16 protein-coding genes are annotated in these 14,382 nt (G+C 40.4%); 7 read left to right on the top strand and 9 right to left on the bottom strand.

Annotated elements, in window-relative coordinates; translation table 11 throughout:
• The first annotated feature begins 150 nt into the window (after positions 1 to 150).
• Positions 151 to 1,113, top strand: a complete 963-nt coding sequence (locus NSQ54_06530; GenBank protein ID WYP27740.1) for a nuclease-related domain-containing protein — start codon at positions 151 to 153, stop codon at positions 1,111 to 1,113.
• A 15-nt stretch (positions 1,114 to 1,128) separates the two neighbouring features.
• On the opposite strand, the gene NSQ54_06525 is transcribed toward NSQ54_06530, so the two are convergent.
• The 5 genes from NSQ54_06525 to NSQ54_06505 form a co-directional block, all read right to left on the bottom strand.
• Positions 1,129 to 1,287 (bottom strand): hypothetical protein, encoded by a 159-nt coding sequence (locus NSQ54_06525; protein WYP27739.1) that lies wholly within the window; start codon positions 1,285 to 1,287, stop codon positions 1,129 to 1,131.
• A 66-nt stretch (positions 1,288 to 1,353) separates the two neighbouring features.
• Positions 1,354 to 1,728, bottom strand: a complete 375-nt coding sequence (locus tag NSQ54_06520; protein ID WYP27738.1) for a hypothetical protein — start codon at positions 1,726 to 1,728, stop codon at positions 1,354 to 1,356.
• Between the two features lie 83 nt (positions 1,729 to 1,811).
• Positions 1,812 to 2,672: a Cof-type HAD-IIB family hydrolase gene (locus tag NSQ54_06515; GenBank protein ID WYP27737.1), complete on the bottom strand. Its 861-nt coding sequence runs from the start codon at positions 2,670 to 2,672 to the stop codon at positions 1,812 to 1,814.
• Positions 2,673 to 2,829: 157 nt separating this feature from the next.
• Positions 2,830 to 3,180, bottom strand: coding sequence for a YlbF family regulator (locus tag NSQ54_06510; protein WYP27736.1), 351 nt, complete (start codon positions 3,178 to 3,180; stop codon positions 2,830 to 2,832).
• Positions 3,181 to 3,268: 88 nt separating this feature from the next.
• A complete protein-coding gene (locus tag NSQ54_06505) occupies positions 3,269 to 4,414 on the bottom strand; it encodes a DUF445 family protein (protein ID WYP27735.1) in 1,146 nt (381 codons plus the stop codon).
• Positions 4,415 to 4,566: 152 nt separating this feature from the next.
• On the opposite strand from NSQ54_06505, the gene NSQ54_06500 reads away from it, so the two are divergent.
• The 3 genes from NSQ54_06500 to ugpC all read left to right on the top strand — a co-directional run bounded on the left by NSQ54_06500 (position 4,567) and on the right by ugpC (position 6,910).
• Complete coding sequence (locus NSQ54_06500) at positions 4,567 to 4,743, top strand: hypothetical protein (protein ID WYP27734.1); 177 nt, start codon at positions 4,567 to 4,569, stop codon at positions 4,741 to 4,743.
• A 67-nt stretch (positions 4,744 to 4,810) separates the two neighbouring features.
• On the top strand, positions 4,811 to 5,698 hold the full coding sequence (locus tag NSQ54_06495; GenBank protein WYP27733.1) for a helix-turn-helix domain-containing protein: 888 nt from the start codon (positions 4,811 to 4,813) through the stop codon (positions 5,696 to 5,698).
• A 114-nt stretch (positions 5,699 to 5,812) separates the two neighbouring features.
• Positions 5,813 to 6,910, top strand: a complete 1,098-nt coding sequence (gene ugpC, locus NSQ54_06490) for a sn-glycerol-3-phosphate ABC transporter ATP-binding protein UgpC (protein WYP27732.1) — start codon at positions 5,813 to 5,815, stop codon at positions 6,908 to 6,910.
• Positions 6,911 to 7,000: 90 nt separating this feature from the next.
• Here ugpC and NSQ54_06485 read toward each other — a convergent pair whose 3' ends face one another.
• Positions 7,001 to 7,207 (bottom strand): alpha/beta-type small acid-soluble spore protein, encoded by a 207-nt coding sequence (locus NSQ54_06485; protein ID WYP27731.1) that lies wholly within the window; start codon positions 7,205 to 7,207, stop codon positions 7,001 to 7,003.
• Between the two features lie 208 nt (positions 7,208 to 7,415).
• Between NSQ54_06485 and NSQ54_06480 the strand changes: the two genes are divergently transcribed.
• Entirely contained in the window at positions 7,416 to 7,970 is a 555-nt protein-coding gene (locus NSQ54_06480; GenBank protein WYP27730.1) for a LemA family protein, read from the top strand.
• 20 nt (positions 7,971 to 7,990) lie between these two features.
• Complete coding sequence (htpX, locus tag NSQ54_06475) at positions 7,991 to 8,875, top strand: zinc metalloprotease HtpX (GenBank protein ID WYP27729.1); 885 nt, start codon at positions 7,991 to 7,993, stop codon at positions 8,873 to 8,875.
• A 348-nt stretch (positions 8,876 to 9,223) separates the two neighbouring features.
• Here the strand turns inward: htpX and NSQ54_06470 are convergent, their stop codons facing one another.
• On the bottom strand, positions 9,224 to 10,426 hold the full coding sequence (locus NSQ54_06470) for a PLP-dependent aminotransferase family protein (GenBank protein ID WYP27728.1): 1,203 nt from the start codon (positions 10,424 to 10,426) through the stop codon (positions 9,224 to 9,226).
• Positions 10,427 to 10,631: 205 nt separating this feature from the next.
• On the opposite strand from NSQ54_06470, the gene NSQ54_06465 reads away from it, so the two are divergent.
• The gene (locus tag NSQ54_06465) at positions 10,632 to 11,312 is read left to right on the top strand and encodes a PspA/IM30 family protein (GenBank protein WYP27727.1); all 681 of its coding nucleotides are present in this window, start codon (positions 10,632 to 10,634) and stop codon (positions 11,310 to 11,312) included.
• A gap of 40 nt (positions 11,313 to 11,352) precedes the next feature.
• Here NSQ54_06465 and NSQ54_06460 read toward each other — a convergent pair whose 3' ends face one another.
• Positions 11,353 to 12,180 (bottom strand): hypothetical protein, encoded by an 828-nt coding sequence (locus NSQ54_06460; protein WYP27726.1) that lies wholly within the window; start codon positions 12,178 to 12,180, stop codon positions 11,353 to 11,355.
• Between the two features lie 380 nt (positions 12,181 to 12,560).
• Complete coding sequence (locus NSQ54_06455; GenBank protein ID WYP27725.1) at positions 12,561 to 14,372, bottom strand: ABC transporter ATP-binding protein; 1,812 nt, start codon at positions 14,370 to 14,372, stop codon at positions 12,561 to 12,563.
• Positions 14,373 to 14,382: the final 10 nt, after the last annotated feature.

The raw sequence follows: 14,382 nt of genomic DNA, 5'->3' as shown, positions 1-14,382 counted from the left end.
TACCTATTTTAACCCATTCCCCCACCGATCGCGAGTTTCGATGACTTTTTACGAATTGTACCACAACATTTACATGAACCATGCGTGGTTTAGGAGGAAACTCTGGTGTTTCTGCAGAAGAATTTGTTGAAAGGAGGAATGACTGGATAAATGAATATTAAAACCCGAGGAATCCCCCTACAGTTATTGGGGCTTGAAGCCCTAGTGCGAAGGGTGGTTAATTCAAATGAGATGGTTGAGGCTGACCTTAAAAAGTGGAAAAGTGGTTATAGCGGAGAACGCTCACTTGATTATTATTTAAATCAGCTTGATGATTTTCTGATTCTGCATGATCTCAGGTTATCTACAGACTCTTATACTTACTTTCAACTTGATACACTTTTACTTTCCAGGTGTGGATTAGTCATATTAGAAGTAAAAAATTATCAGGGAAGAATTACTTTTAACGATGAAAATCATCAAGTGTTGCGAACTCTTCATCAAGTGGAAGAGCGAATACCCAATCCGCTCCTGCAGGCCTCGCGTCAAAAGATCGAACTAGAACAATTTCTCATTAGGCAAGGCTGGCCGACCCTCCCCATCAGTTACTTTGTTGTGTACAGCTCACCTCAAACCATTCTGAATACCTCTTCTCAGAAAGTGATTCATGCAGAGGCTTTGCCTTCTAAGCTCAGACAGTATGTACAAAGTACAAGGAAAGAATGTTTGACCACTAATCAAATGAACCAAATTGGTAATGTACTCAAACAATCTCATCAACCACCTCAGCTTAATCTTCTGCAAAAATATAACGTTGCCCCTCCTTCCATCCGGACCGGCGTTCACTGTCCCAAATGCAGCAAACTCGTTATGACGCGCGAACCTCGCTACCGTAAATGGACCTGCGCACATTGTGCATATCAATCAAGCTCTGCACATATTGCCACCCTCCAGGACTATGCCCTTCTCTTTGGCCCCACGATTACAAATGAGCAAGCAAGGTTCTTTCTTAACATAAAAAGTCCTTCTGCTACAAAGTATCATCTTAATCAACTTAACCTGCATACTACTGGTAAAAACAGAGGACATGTGTATCATATCCCTTTGCCCTTTACATTGAGTAATAAAAATTAATGGGCTTTCTCTCTTTTAGGATCCATCCTTTCTCCGTTGTTTCTCTTCTCTCTCCGTCGATTCAATCCTCTCTTCGTCGATTCCACCTTCTCTTCGTCGATTCCATCTTCTCTTCGTCGATTCCGCCCTCTCTTCGTCGATTCCACCCTGCTCCCCGTCGATACTCCGCCACACTCTCCGTCAATCCCCACCGCACCGCACAAAAAAACCAGCCCACTCCGGCTGGTTTCCCCTTTCTCTCTATAAAATAGCCAATGCCGTTAATGCCGCAAGCGGGAATACTAAGCGTCTCCAGCCGTATGGGCGTGGGCGTGGATAGTATGGATAATATCCTGGATAGTACGGCTGATATGGATATCCATACCGTTCTTGACCGTTCATCATTTGTTGCTGTTGTTGCGGCTGTTGCTCTTGCTGCATTCCTGCCATTACTTCATACATGCTCATAAATTGTCCTTGTTCATCTACTGGCATCATCATGTAGACGTGGTTGTCATCAACCATTTCTACGACACCTTCATAATTCATTCCATTTGCTTGCATGCTCACGGCTTGATTTATATGTTGCTCACACATTTCCTTCATCTGCTGCTGATAAGTAGCTTGCTGATCCATGGCAATCGCCTCCTTTTTTCTTAGTCTATTCACCCATGCCCAATTGGTGCATTCGAACATACTCGGAAAAAAAACACAGCCTCCTATTTGAGACTGTGTCGATCTAAATTGATACGCAGCTGCTTTCTGAATACTTCATGGATCATATACGAAACCCCGTCCTCATCAACAGAGCGCGTGATCCAATTTGCTTTATCCTTTAGTGGTTTTGGTGCATTTCCCATTGCCACACCGAGCCCTGCCATTTGCATCATTTCGATGTCTTCTTCAAAGGCACCAATTGTAATTAACTCGTCGTTGCTTACACCTTTGCGATGACAAAGCCATTGAAGAGCTTTTGCCTTTGACACATCAGAAGAAACAATGGACAAGCGGTCTTTACCAAGGCGCTTCACTCGAACGTCCGCGTTTTGTTCAGTTAGTAAGTCGAGTGCTTGTTTTCGCTGGATTGAGGATTCAAATTGAATTTGCATTGTTAGAGGACCTTGCCCCTCATCCATTACATAATTATATAACGAATCGACGTACGTTAACGGATAGTATAATTGATCGGTTGCACCAAGTGTCATCTTTGCAATGAGCTGATTTTTTTGCTTTTCCTTGCTCGTCACCGCATGTGTCTCATACATTAAATGAGTTCGGCAGCGAAAGCGCTCAAGGGCTTCCATCATATTCATTACACTTGCTTCTGGGATTTCTTTAGACATGAGCTTTTTCTTTTTCGTCTCACTCACGTACGCTCCATCATGTGCAATTAAATAGCCATCAATTTTTAAGCTCTTTGCAATTTTTTGTGCAGATAGATAAGGTCTAGACGTGACTAAGGCGATGTCTACTCCTTTTTTCGTTAAGTAATCCATGGACTGCCTGGTGGATTTACTTAGTTTTGAGTTTGATTTGAGTAGAGCACCATCAATGTTTACTGCTAAAAAAGTATACGTCATACATGCCTTCTTCCCCTCTAGTTGTATTCTCCATTGGTGTCTCTTAGGAGGCTCGTCGTATCTGATTTAGCATATGTAGTCCCGTCCTCCATCAGAACTCGAATGTCTAGAAAGCACAAAAAATCCCTCCGATTTCTCGGGAGGGATCTTTTCTAACTTATTGTTCTGGTGTACCGTAAATTTCTTCTAATGGCTCAGTGATGACTTTGTTAATGTCTCCAATGATTACGCTAAGCTGTTGCTCGGCTTCCATTAATTTAGAGATCAGTTCGTGCTGTTGAACAAGTTCAAACTGCTGTTGTGCTTGTTGTGCTTCTTCTTCCGAAATTTGAATACCTTGCATTTGCTTCTGTTGAAGCTCAAGCTGCAGTTGACGGAAGTTGTCCAACATTTTTTTAGCAATCTCATCTTCGTTGATTTGATTGTGCAGGGATTGAAGTGATTTGAACTCTTCACTCTCTGCTAGTGCTTGCTTTAGTTCTTGCGCTTTGTCTTGAAGTTGTGCCACGGTTAATTCCCCCTCTTAATTGTCTACCCGACTATAACATGTTCAGAGTAAGAATTCACGGAAAGACATGCGATCCATTGAAAAAAACTTATAAGGAATTGATAAGTAGAACAAATAATCCCTGGAACAATCCTACTACACCACCAATTAGGGCGCCTAAATACGTAATTAATTTTAGTTCCTTACTAGCAACAGACATTACAAGTTCCTCTAGATATTTCGTTGAAAAAGCAAGAACTTGATTGCTAATCACCTGTTCAATTTGGAATGCTTTTAAGAAGTGACCAATCTGCTTGCTCGCAATACCGATGAACGCATCCGTTACGTTAGGGATCCATGTCTGTGTGATTCGATCCTCATAACCTGGCATCCAAGTATTTAACGGTGCAGTTATGGAACGAAGGACTGGCGTTTTATCTTTTACAAGCTGACTTAAAAAGTGGCTGACTTTTTCTTCATTAATAAATGCATGAAGCTCACCCAGAGGACGTGCTTTCAATTTGCCCCATTCTTTTTCAAGCAACTCACTTAATAATTGGGTTGTTCGCTCGTTTTGTAAAAATCGTAAAATCTCAGGCTGCACCTTATCAACGAGTCTCTCATTCCCCATAAACATCGAAATCATGCTACCTAATCGACCCTTATGATCTAGGAACTCTTCAATCATTCCACTTAGCTTTTCTTTTCCTTCTGCACTTTCAAAATAATCTTTTGCCTTAGATAACACCGCTTGAGAAAGCTCCGGCAGATAGCCTTCCACCCGATCAACAAGCGCCTCGGGCATTAATTCAACAATCATTTTCTCTTCATTATTAGCTAAGAAGCGGCTAATCCCTGTTTCAATGATGCGATCTGTTCGATTATATAAAACCTCTTCTAGGTTCTGAACTCCAATGGTTTGTTCAACATATGCTTCTAACGATTGCTCGCTGTTTATCGCTTTTGTTACTTCTGCTTCCAGCCAATCAGACACTCCCTGTTTAAAGGCAGACTGTTTGATTTGCTTCTCAAGGCCTTCTGCTGTAAGGAGGTAGGTTCCAACCATTTCCCCTAATTGAACAGCAATTTCTTTATGTCGTTTTGGAATCAGACCAGGAGTAAATGGAACCTTCCACTTCCCTACGTAATATGCCTGGTGTGGTTTAAATAACATCCGTATCGCGAGTGCATTGGTGATTCCACCTAATGCCGCTCCAACAATCACCATAAAACTAATAAACATCCATGGTTCCACTGTGTACACTCCTTCACTTGCTAAAAAAACTTTGACCTACCTAGTATAATCGATTTTCTTCCCCGAGCAAAACAGTTGTTCAAACTGCACGGAATAGCACCAATTTGTTGAAGGCATACTACGAACCAATTCATAAGAAAGGAGATGCCAAAATGAAGGAATCTAAGCATAGAAAAGAGTCTGATCAAGGAAAAGAGCATTACTTTATGGATGTCGATCGCATGATCAATGAAGGACTCGGCGGAGGCCGTGTTGCTGGTCATCACGCTGGACGAATTGAACAAGCACGAGAGCTTGAAAAAGAAGATCCCCCGTCCGTACAGGATTAATTCTTTACCGAAGTGTTGAGCAAGCGATATACTGGAACTATTCTACAGTAGTAAGGAGCGCTTGTGTATGATCACAGAATCGTTAAAAAGACAATTCGGATCAGCTATGACAACAAACCCATCTGATTACCATCGGTTAGATGTTCTCTGGCTACAGGATGAACAATCAAAGCCAATTGGTTTCTATAAAGAGCATTTGTCTCAAAGAGAGCAGCAGTTGCTTCTGCTGCTCTTGCCTGTTTGGAAACCATACCCGGTGCCCGAGACCGTATCGGAAAAGCAATGGAAGGAATGGCTTTTTCAAGATCCAACCCATCCTGTTTCTGCGCCGACACACGAATCGGTTCGCTTTGTACACTTCTCGCTCTCAGAAAGTATTGATACGTATACAGACTTTCATGAAGCTTGGCAAAACCAACTACCAGGATTACATACAATGATCTGGATGGATGCTTTAAACGGCGTTGTGATTGATCGAGTGGATGATGAAACGAGTGAATTCTCCCATTTCATCCAAGCCATTGCCACTGATTTTTATGTTGATCTCACTCTTTTAATTGGCTCAACCAGAACCATTGAACAAGCAAGGTCAACATTCACCTGGGAACAAGCCTGTTTTCGTGCGGCCCTACCGCATGTCAATAAACAGCATATCTTTAAAGAACATGAGGCCATTCCTTATTATTTAATTCAATTTATTCCTGAATCAGAAAACACCTATATCCAAGCTCAAGTACTAACAGATGAGATTTTGCAGGATACAGATATGATGAAAAGTATCTCAAGCTATCTTCATCACCACATGAATCTTTCATCTGCTGCGAAGAGTCTACATATGCATCGAAATAGCTTGCAATACCGAATTGATAAGTTTATTGAGAAAACGGGAATCGATATCAAACAGTTTCAGCATGCGGCTTACATGCATTTTGTGCTTTTGTTACAGGACCGTTAATAAGCTTGTGCACCCTGCCCAGAAAAAAGGATGAACTTTGTGCACCTTTTCCATATTCTAAATCAATGAAAAGGCTTACAATTCATTTATACTTACAATATGGAGGGGTTAAGCATGGCAGAGATTAGCTTAGAAAATATCTATAAAATATACGATGGTGATGTAACAGCCGTAACGGATTTCAACTTAAGTATTGAAGATAAAGAATTTATCGTATTTGTTGGTCCATCTGGTTGTGGGAAATCAACAACACTTCGAATGATTGCTGGACTTGAAGATATTTCAAAAGGTGACCTTCATATTGGAGACAAACGTATGAATGATGTCGCTCCAAAAGATCGTGATATCGCGATGGTATTCCAAAACTATGCCTTATATCCACATATGAATGTATACGATAATATGGCTTTTGGATTAAAGCTACGTAAGTTTAAAAAGGATGAGATCGATAAGCGAGTGAAAAATGCCGCTCAAATCCTAGGACTAACTGAAATGCTTGACCGTAAGCCAAAAGCTATGTCAGGTGGTCAGCGTCAGCGGGTTGCCTTGGGACGCGCCATTGTACGTGATCCACAAGTATTCTTAATGGATGAGCCGCTTTCAAACCTTGATGCAAAGCTTCGTGTTCAGATGAGAGCAGAGATCACAAAGCTTCACAAACGCCTACAAACAACAACAATCTATGTAACGCATGACCAAACAGAGGCTATGACAATGGCCACACGGATTGTTATTATGAAGGACGGATTGATTCAACAGGTCGGTTCACCAAAAGAAGTATACGATAACCCTGAGAATGTATTCGTTGGCGGATTCATCGGTTCCCCTTCTATGAACTTCTTAACTGGTCGTCTAAATGGAGATCAATTCGTTGTTGGAGATATCTCTCTTAAAGTACCTGAAGGCAAACTAAAAACACTTCGTGAAAAAGGCTATGCTGATAAAGAAATCATTCTTGGCGTAAGACCTGAGGATGTACATGATGAGTTGTTATTCTTACAATCTTCACCTGATACAAAGCTAAATGCTGTTATTGATGTTGCTGAGTTAACTGGTGCAGAAACAGTTCTTTACTCAAGCGTAAACGGGCAAGAGCTTGTAGCTAGAGTTGATTCTAGAACAGATATTTCTTCTGGTCAAAAGCTTGATCTAGCTCTTGACTTAAACAAATGTCATTTCTTTGATGCAGATAACGAGCAACGTATTCGTTAAGTTGAGTGAAGGAAGACGTTCCAATATGGAGCGTCTTTTTTACATATGAAAAAGGGATGGCGCTAGGCCATCCCCTTATATCCATCATTATTAACGTTGGTATCCACCAAGTTGTTGTTCAGCAGCTTGTACTAAACGTTTAGTGATTTCACCACCAACTGAACCGTTTGCACGAGCAGTTGTGTCAGCTCCAAGAGTTACTCCAAACTCAGAAGCGATTTCGTATTTCATTTGATCTAGAGCCTGTTGTACTCCAGGTACAAGAAGGTCATTAGAATTGCTGTTGTTGTTAGCCATGTGTGTTTCACCTCCTCCTTGTGTAATCATAGTGTAGGTTTTTTTAGATTGAAGTATGTACTAAATTATTTGGTAAAACTTAGATTTTTTTTGCGACAATCGTTTTTGTTCATCCTTCTTAATTTTCCATGCTACACTAAAAGTTGAAACCGACTGACTTGTTTAAACGTAACTAAATAACCGACGTTGATACGAAAGGATGAAGAAGATGGGATTTATTATTGCAGGAGCTATTATTGTAGTCATTGGACTGTTTTGGATTATGAATTACAACGGATTAATCAAATTAAGAGGATGGAAAGAAGAGGCATGGTCGCAAATCGATGTGCAACTAAAAAGAAGATATGATCTAATCCCTAACTTGGTTGATACCGCCAAAACCTACATGAAGCATGAAAAAGAAACATTAGCTGAAATTGTAAAGATGCGAAATCAAATTGTTTCTCCTGATCTAAGTCGCGAAGAACAGGTTCAAGCGGATAATGAATTATCAGGAACATTAAGACAGTTTTTCTCTTTAACTGAAGCCTATCCTGACTTAAAAGCGAATGAGACATTCTCTAAAGTTCATGAGGATTTGGTTGCGACTGAAAACAAAGTTGCCTATTCAAAACAGCTTTACAACAAAACCGTCATGCAATATAACAACAAAGTTGAATCATTTCCAAGTAACCTTATCGCTTCCGTACACAACTTCCGCAAGCATGGTTACTTAGAAGCATCAAATGAAGAACGCCAAGCTGTTCGCGTTGATTTTGATTAAATAAGAGATGAGGGCCGCTAATGCATTTATATCAACAGATCAGTCATAATAAACGTAAAACCATTTTTATCGTAACTGGATTTGTGCTATTTGTTCTTGCAGTAGGGGCTGCCATTACCTACCTCTATATAGGCGATTACATTAGTGGTCTCATTTTGGCTGCTCTGCTTGGCGGAGGATACACCCTTATCATGCTCCTTAGTAGTACAAATGTTGTGATGAAGATGAATCATGCAAGAGAGATCCGAAATTCAGATGATCATGCGTATTTGTGGAATACAGTAGACAGTCTTTCTATGGTTGCACAAATTCCAAAACCAAGAGTATTCATTATTAACGATCAAAGTCCAAATGCTTTTGCGACAGGAACCTCCCCTAAAAAAGCAGCCGTGGCTGTGACAACAGGATTACTCGATCAATTAAACAGAGAAGAACTTGAAGGTGTCATTGCGCATGAAATTGCTCATGTACGAAACTATGACATCCGGTTAGCCACTGTTGCCATTGCTTTAGTATCCGTTATTGCTATTTTAAGCGATATCGGAGCACGTTCTATGTACTATGGGCGCGCTAGAGGAAATAGAGACAACAAACAAAATGGTATCATCATGATCTTATCTCTTCTCCTTATCATTATTTCGCCACTTGTGGCTACACTAATTCAACTGGCCATTTCAAGGAATCGTGAATTTCTGGCCGATGCAACGGCTGCAGAGCTTACACGAAACCCACATGCACTCGCAAATGCATTAAGAAAAATTACAAACTCCTCTGCTCCTGTGAAAGAAGCTTCAAGTACATCTGCTTCCTTATATTTTGCGGATCCATTAAAAAAGAAAGCAGCAAGTTTGTTTTCTACTCACCCACAGCCTGAGGCGCGAATAAAACGATTAGAATCGATGTAGTCTAACGTTTTCAATTTCGCTTGATTTGCATAAAAACGCATAGAGTCTGGGACATAACATTCATACGATAGCAAAGCACGAACATAGCACTAAATCCGCTACAGGAGAATCCCTCGCACCCGCCGGGAACGGCCTCAGCCCCTTTCGCGGGAAAAGCGCCGCTACAGTGTCTTCACCACGTTCATTTCCGTAGGAGTCTCGGGTTCTCCTTCCACTCGTCTTACTTAAATAAGAAAAAAACGAATGGCGAATGATTCTGCAATAGAATCATTCGCCATTTTTCAATTAATTTTTAGTTGTGTCTCAAGCTCTTTTCTTCAATTCTTATGTTCCAATTTCCTCTCTAAATTAAATAACCGTTTTTACTTGATCATCTGAGTGTGAAAACACATCTGATAGTAGATGAATGCCTTTTTTTATTTCCTCGTCTGTTGCATGTGTAAAGTTTAATCGCATTGTATTTGTTTTTGGGACACCTGCATAGAAAGGAGCTCCCGGAACATAAGCCACTCCTTTTTTAACTGCTTCGGTAAGCATGGACGTTGTGTTTACTCGTTCATCAAGCTCAATCCAAAGGAACATGCCTCCTTTTGGTTCAACAAAATGGACATTCGGTAGGTTCGACTGTCTAATACAGTCCACCATCACATCTCTTCTTTGTCTATAGAGATTGGTTACACCTTGAATGTGACCATCAAAGTCAAAGTGTGTACATAGCTGATAGATCGCTTGCTGAGACAGTGAATTGGAATGTAGGTCATTCGCCTGCTTTGCTTGTGCCATCATGCGAATGACCTGGAAGGGACCGACAATCCAGCCTGTTCGAAGTGCAGGGACCGCTGTTTTTGAAAAGGTACTTGTATACAATACTCTTGATCCATCGTCTAACGCGGCGATGGGAGTATACGTTTCGTTTTGATTAAATTGAATGTCTCCATAAGGATCATCCTCTAAGATTAAACAGTTATATTTGTGAGCTAGCCTAACAAGCATTCTCCGGCGTTCAAGCGACCAAACCTTTCCAGCAGGATTTGAAAATGTAGGAACCACATAGATACACTTTGGTCTTAAATTACGGAGCTTTGCTTCTAGGTCCTCCTCAATCATTCCCTCATCGTCTGATTCAACAGCAACAGCTTCTGCTTCGTACGACTGAAACACTTGAAGGGCTGCAAGATAGGTTGGATCTTCTGTTAAAACGATATCTCCCGGACTGAACATGACTCTTGAAAACAAATCAATGGCCTGCTGGGATCCTGTCGTAAGTAACACATCATTCGCTGTGAATCCTGTAATGTCTTTTCGACTCATCCGTTCCACAACAAGTTCACGTAAAGGGCGATACCCCTCTGTCTCTATATACTGCAATGATTGTCTCCCCGATGCAAACGCACGAGAAAATGCTTGCTCAATCGCTTCCACTGGAAATAAATCATCAGCTGGTAGACCTCCAGCAAATGAAATCACATCTCCATTTCCCACGACCTTTAAAATATCTCGTACTGCAGACGATTGTAAATGTCTTACCCGTTTAGAAAAAGCGTATCTCATCTCTCAACACCTCAGAATGTTCTCTCTATTTAGTCAAATGTAATAGTTTTTATTTTATCTGATTTATCAGTAAAGTCAATCTTTAGATTTTTTTATTGAAACTGAAACATTTTTTGCACCGGGTCGTATATACAGTTAAGAAAGAATTACAGATAAAATAGCCTGTGATAAACTTAGGTTATTAACAATATTAGGAGGGATTTGTATGTTTCGTTTCTTTTCTCGCGTTCGTACCATTGTTTCATCAGAACTAAATTCTTTATTAAATAAAGCAGAAGACCCGGGCAAAATGCTCGATCAGTTTATTTATGACATGGAAAATGATATTCAAGAGGTTGAAGCTGCGGTCGCAAAACAGATTGCAAGTGAAAAGCTATTGAAAAAACAATTAGACGAATCCTTAGAAGCCGTTACTAAGCGTGAAGAACAAGCGATGGTGGCACTTGAATCTGGAGATGAAGATCTAGCACGCAGAGTACTTGAGGAGAAATCAAAACAGGAAACACAGGCTAACAGTCTACAAATGTCCCATAATGAAGCAACAAAACTGTCATCAGAGCTTAAAGATAAACTGCGTGAAATGAAGGATGAGCTTCGTGAAATGACAATGAAGAAAGACTCCTTAAAAGCACGTAACGAAAGTGCTCAAGCTCGTGCTAAGGTAAATCGTTCTCTTTCTGGAATGAATTCTGGTGCAAAAAGTGGATTTGACCGCATGGAGGAAAAAGTGATGCGGAGTGAAGCAGAGGCAGAGTCTTCTGAAGAACTAAGAAGTATTAATAAAACACTGGATGACGATCTTGCTGCTCTCACCACAAAAAGTAAGGTTGATAGTGAATTAGAACAGCTAAAAGCAAAAATGGCTGGGAAACAAACCAACGAATAATTAAAAAAGCTGAGCGCTCATATGAGTTCTCAGCTTTTCTTTATGCACGCTTAACCATGTCTTCATGTACTGCTTTTAAATGTGTTTCTGCTCGGTCCACTTCTCCTGCTTGTAAGGAGGCTAAAAATCGCTCATACGATGCTGGCAGGTCAGCGGCTGTTCCTTCAAATTGAGCACTCAAATGACGCTGCTCTCTAAGAAGTGCCTGGAGTCTTGTTAATCGTTTCTCAAGCTCTAATCGATCATTTTGCAGATGCTCTAGATCTTGCTTAGCTGTAATTGAATCTAAATCTTCAGCCGATACTTCATTTAGCTCTCTTTTTAAATAATTTAACTTTTGGACGAGGTTGTTCAAAGAATAACTTGTTTTTCGAACATGAGCTTGCAGCTGCTTTTCAATTTCTTCTAGTTTCGCTCTTTCTTCTTTCTCCAGGAATGTAACATCTGTATCTTCTTTTTCTAACTGTTCCAATTCTGTTTTCATTTTATTCAGCTTCTCAAATTCTTCATCTAATTGAGATTCAGCTCTCGGCAAAACAGCTACAATTGTTCCATAAGAAGCTCGTGTGACACGCAATCCATCTAAGTTTTGTTGAGCTTCCTTTACTGCATGAAGAATGCTGAAGAACCCTTCACTTAGTTCTTCAAAACGCTTTTTCGTTTTGCCGCGTGTAAGCTTTAATTTATCGGATGAATCATGATAGGGCTGTAGGACTTCGGCCAGCAGCTGATCATGCTTTCTAGATAATGCTTCGATTTCTTGTTGTAAGTAACGATTCTTCTTTCTTTGAAGGAACGATTGAACAACCAAAACAATAAGTGCAGCTCCGACTAATGTGATTACAATTTGAAACGTCATGGTGAGCATGTTCTCTCACTCCTCTCTCATATAGTGAATACCCGTTTTTACTAACTATACATCCAACCTTTTTTAATTGCTACTTACTACCATATACGTGAGAGCGGAGAAAATGTTGCAAGGGAAAAAAACCAGGAAAAAATAAAGAAGACCGAGACACCACGTTAATGCTGTTAGCAAAACACGAATTTAGCAAACTAGCCGCTACAGTGTCTTCACCGCGTTCTTTTCCGTAGGAGTCTCGGGTTCTCCTCCGCTTGTTTATTTATTAAAAACAAGAATAGCGAATGATTCGATTATAGAATCATTCGCTATTTCTCTCATTAAGTTTTAGTTATGTCCGAACTCCAATTTCTGATTAATATCAAATTATCTCAGCGACTATGCAGTTACTTCTCTAATGCTGCGTATTGTGATTTAACAAGGTTGTAGTACTTGCCTTCATGGTTCATTAATTGTTGGTGTGTACCTTGTTCAATCACATTTCCTTGCTCTAAGACAATAATTTGATCGGAATCGCGGATGGTTGATAAGCGATGGGCGATCATGATGGCTGTTCGATTATGAAGCAGGCGTTTCAGACCTTTTTGAATGATTAACTCAGTTTCTGTATCGATACTCGCTGTGGCTTCATCCAAAATTAAAATGCGTGGGTCTGCAAGAAGCGCTCTGGCAAATGACAGTAGCTGTCTTTCCCCAACTGACAACACATTCCCTTGCTCCTCAACCTCTGTATGGTAGCCTTTTTCAAGCTTCGAGATAAAGGTGTCTGCACCAATTGCTTTTGCCGCTTCAATCACTTCTTCATCTGTCGCCCGCACATTACCGAAACGGATATTCTCCATAATCGTTCCTGCAAAGATAAAGGTATCCTGAAGAACATAACTGACGTTTGTACGAAGCTCATTGAGTTTTAGATCTTTAAGATCCACTCCATCAAGGAAAATTCTTCCTTTCGTTGGATCATAGAAACGACTCATTAAATTAACAATCGTTGATTTTCCTGAACCCGTATGCCCAACTAAGGCAATCGTTTTCCCTGCTTCAAACGTTAAATTGATGTCGTCTAGTGCTTTTCGATTCGAATCATATGCAAATTCAACATGTTCAAACACAAGCTCACCTTTTACATCTTTAAGTGGCTTTGCATCTGGCTTCTCAGGTACAGATGGTTTTTCATCAAGAAATTCAAAGATTCGCTCAGACGAAGCCATTCCAACTAATAGCTGGTTATACACTTGCCCAAGTCTTGAGATCGGCTCCCAGAACATTCCTAAGTAGAAGGCAAATGAAACGAAGACACCAATTGTAATGGCAGGGTCGTTCCCTTGAATTAAATAAGCACCGTACCATATAAGAATGGCGCCACCAAGTGCACTTGCCATTTCAACAAATGGTCTAAACATAGCATTCATTCGTGAAGCCTGTCTCCAGCTCTCATAGTTATCTGTGTTAACTGTATCAAAGAATTCCATGTTCTCTTTTTCTTGCGCATACGCTTGTGTCACACGGATTCCTTGAATGCTCTCATTTAGATGAGAGTTCAGCCTGGATTGACGGATACGCACTACTTGCCAGGCGCGACGGATTTTCCGACGAAGCTTAGTTGAGATAAAGAACATAATTGGTAGCACAATTAAGATGGCTAGTGCCAGCTGTGGACTTAATGTAAATAGGATAATGACAATCCCTATCAGCATCACAATATCCATTAATAAATTGACTACACCGTTTGTAAACAAATCCTGAAGCGAATTGATATCATTGATGACACGTACAAGTATGGATCCTGCTGAACGCTTATCAAAAAAGCGATGTGAAAGCCTTTGGATATGCTTAAATAAGTCTGACCGAATGTCATAGATAATATGCTGACCAAGCTCGTTCATCCAGCGAATCCGATAATAGTTAGCGACATATGACAAAATGTACATCCCAAAAACAATCCCTGCTAGCACAAACATAAACGAAACGTCATTACTTGAAATACCGTAATCAAGCGCATATACGCCGATAAAAATCGGAATTGCAAGTCGAACAAGCGTCGAAATGAACATGGCAATAATCGTTTTTGGGAGCAGGGTTTTGGCATAAGGCTTCATATATCCGAACAGTCTTGTCATCTGCATCCAGTTAAATGGTTTTTCAATGATTTGCTCTACCGGATAATGAAACCGCGATTTTTTGGTTGTTTGTTCCAAGTGCCTACCT

This window comes from Alkalihalobacillus sp. FSL W8-0930, assembly GCA_037965595.1.
Classification (GTDB): domain Bacteria; phylum Bacillota; class Bacilli; order Bacillales; family Bacillaceae_D; genus Alkalicoccobacillus.
Note: the sequence above shows the minus strand (reverse complement) of the source record. Positions and strands in the feature narration are given on the sequence as shown.

Coding starts and splice junctions, on each gene's coding strand:
- NSQ54_06465 (WYP27727.1), top strand. CDS start 10,632: ATGTTTCGTTTCTTTTCTCGCGTTCGTACCATTGTTTCATCAGAACTA.
- NSQ54_06460 (WYP27726.1), bottom strand. CDS start 12,180: ATGCTCACCATGACGTTTCAAATTGTAATCACATTAGTCGGAGCTGCA.
- NSQ54_06470 (WYP27728.1), bottom strand. CDS start 10,426: ATGAGATACGCTTTTTCTAAACGGGTAAGACATTTACAATCGTCTGCA.
- NSQ54_06500 (WYP27734.1), top strand. CDS start 4,567: ATGAAGGAATCTAAGCATAGAAAAGAGTCTGATCAAGGAAAAGAGCAT.
- NSQ54_06530 (WYP27740.1), top strand. CDS start 151: ATGAATATTAAAACCCGAGGAATCCCCCTACAGTTATTGGGGCTTGAA.
- NSQ54_06480 (WYP27730.1), top strand. CDS start 7,416: ATGGGATTTATTATTGCAGGAGCTATTATTGTAGTCATTGGACTGTTT.
- ugpC (WYP27732.1), top strand. CDS start 5,813: ATGGCAGAGATTAGCTTAGAAAATATCTATAAAATATACGATGGTGAT.
- NSQ54_06515 (WYP27737.1), bottom strand. CDS start 2,672: ATGACGTATACTTTTTTAGCAGTAAACATTGATGGTGCTCTACTCAAA.
- NSQ54_06485 (WYP27731.1), bottom strand. CDS start 7,207: ATGGCTAACAACAACAGCAATTCTAATGACCTTCTTGTACCTGGAGTA.
- NSQ54_06520 (WYP27738.1), bottom strand. CDS start 1,728: ATGGATCAGCAAGCTACTTATCAGCAGCAGATGAAGGAAATGTGTGAG.
- NSQ54_06495 (WYP27733.1), top strand. CDS start 4,811: ATGATCACAGAATCGTTAAAAAGACAATTCGGATCAGCTATGACAACA.
- htpX (WYP27729.1), top strand. CDS start 7,991: ATGCATTTATATCAACAGATCAGTCATAATAAACGTAAAACCATTTTT.